Raw genomic sequence first — 1,146 nt, 5'->3', positions numbered from 1 at the left:
AGACCTCTCCAAAAACTTGAAACTTTCTCAGGCACTGCTTTTCAGCGATCAAATTGACCAAGTCAATTTTACGTTGAATTAACGCTATAATAAGCTTAAGAAGCTATTGATGTTAATTTAGCACTAAAACTATGAGCATAGACAACCTCAATTGTTTCAGCAATTTCCGAGGCTTTTGTTACTTGTAATACTAAGGCTCCTGTTCTCAATCTTACCAAACCACATATTGTCAAAATCACCCCAGAATATTTATTAGAATTTAGGCGAAACCTTTCTCCCGCTATTTTAAAAATTTTTACCAACCTAATCACATGTTCTACAAATATTCTGTTTGAAGATAATAGCTTGTTATATTTCTTTTGCTGTGAGGTTAACTCACCATTTCTTGGCTTTTTATGGGGAGTTCTTATTTGTTCTTCTCCTAGATAAGCTTTGTCCCCACTCAGTCGTTGTTTATCATCAAATTTTTTTAAACTTTCCCGACAAATATTTATGTCACTTTTGGGGCCTGGTTTACCGACCACTACATCCACTATATCTTCCCCTTTTGGCAAAACAATAAATTGATTTTTAAATGTATGGTTTTTCTTCTTGCCAGAATAGAATAATTTTTGTTGATTATAGTCTGAAGGTCTTTCTCTGACTTGTTCTGCGCTATCTACTATTAACTCATACTCAGTTAAGGCTTCTTGAATTATATCCTCGGATTCTTCGTACTTTTTTACTTGTTCTAACAAAGAAGCTGGTAGAGCTTCCCTGAAAATAGATTGCCAGTAGTTAAAAGTAGAGTTTGCTTTAGATTCACTCACCTGGAACTGTAGTCCGAGAAGTTGAAAGTTTATGTGATGTCGTAAGTAAATTAATGTCAAGACTATTTGGTCTTCAATTGATAATTTTTGTCCAGCACCTCCCCCAGGCTTTATTAGCCGGACTTTTTGATTTTCAATTTTTTCTTGATGTTGACGATGTAATAACTTAGCTTGTTCTATCAGTTGAGAGAGTTGCTCATAATTTATTCCTAGCAATCTTTTTGTTTGTTTAGGATTTTTTTGGATGTAGTTCCAAGTGTAGCTCATGGTTTTTGAGGTTGATAAAAGTGATTAATTTTATCTTATTTTACCATAAGTTTGTTTTTTGGAGAGGTCT

At 33.9% G+C, this 1,146-nt stretch carries 1 protein-coding gene; it reads right to left on the bottom strand.

Translation table 11 applies throughout. From position 1 onward, the window contains the following. Positions 1 to 95: 95 nt before the first annotated feature. Positions 96 to 1,076 carry a transposase family protein gene (locus F6K64_RS38030; protein ID WP_008190751.1) on the bottom strand — a complete coding sequence of 327 codons (981 nt, stop codon included), beginning with the start codon at positions 1,074 to 1,076 and terminating at the stop codon, positions 96 to 98. Positions 1,077 to 1,146: the final 70 nt, after the last annotated feature.

It is taken from the genome of Moorena sp. SIO3A2 (assembly GCF_010672265.1).
Classification (GTDB): Bacteria; Cyanobacteriota; Cyanobacteriia; order Cyanobacteriales; family Coleofasciculaceae; genus Moorena; species Moorena producens.
Note: the sequence above shows the minus strand (reverse complement) of the source record. Positions and strands in the feature narration are given on the sequence as shown.

Excerpts from the sequence above, each read along its gene's own strand:
- F6K64_RS38030 (WP_008190751.1), bottom strand. The coding sequence starts at position 1,076 with ATGAGCTACACTTGGAACTACATCCAAAAAAATCCTAAACAAACAAAA.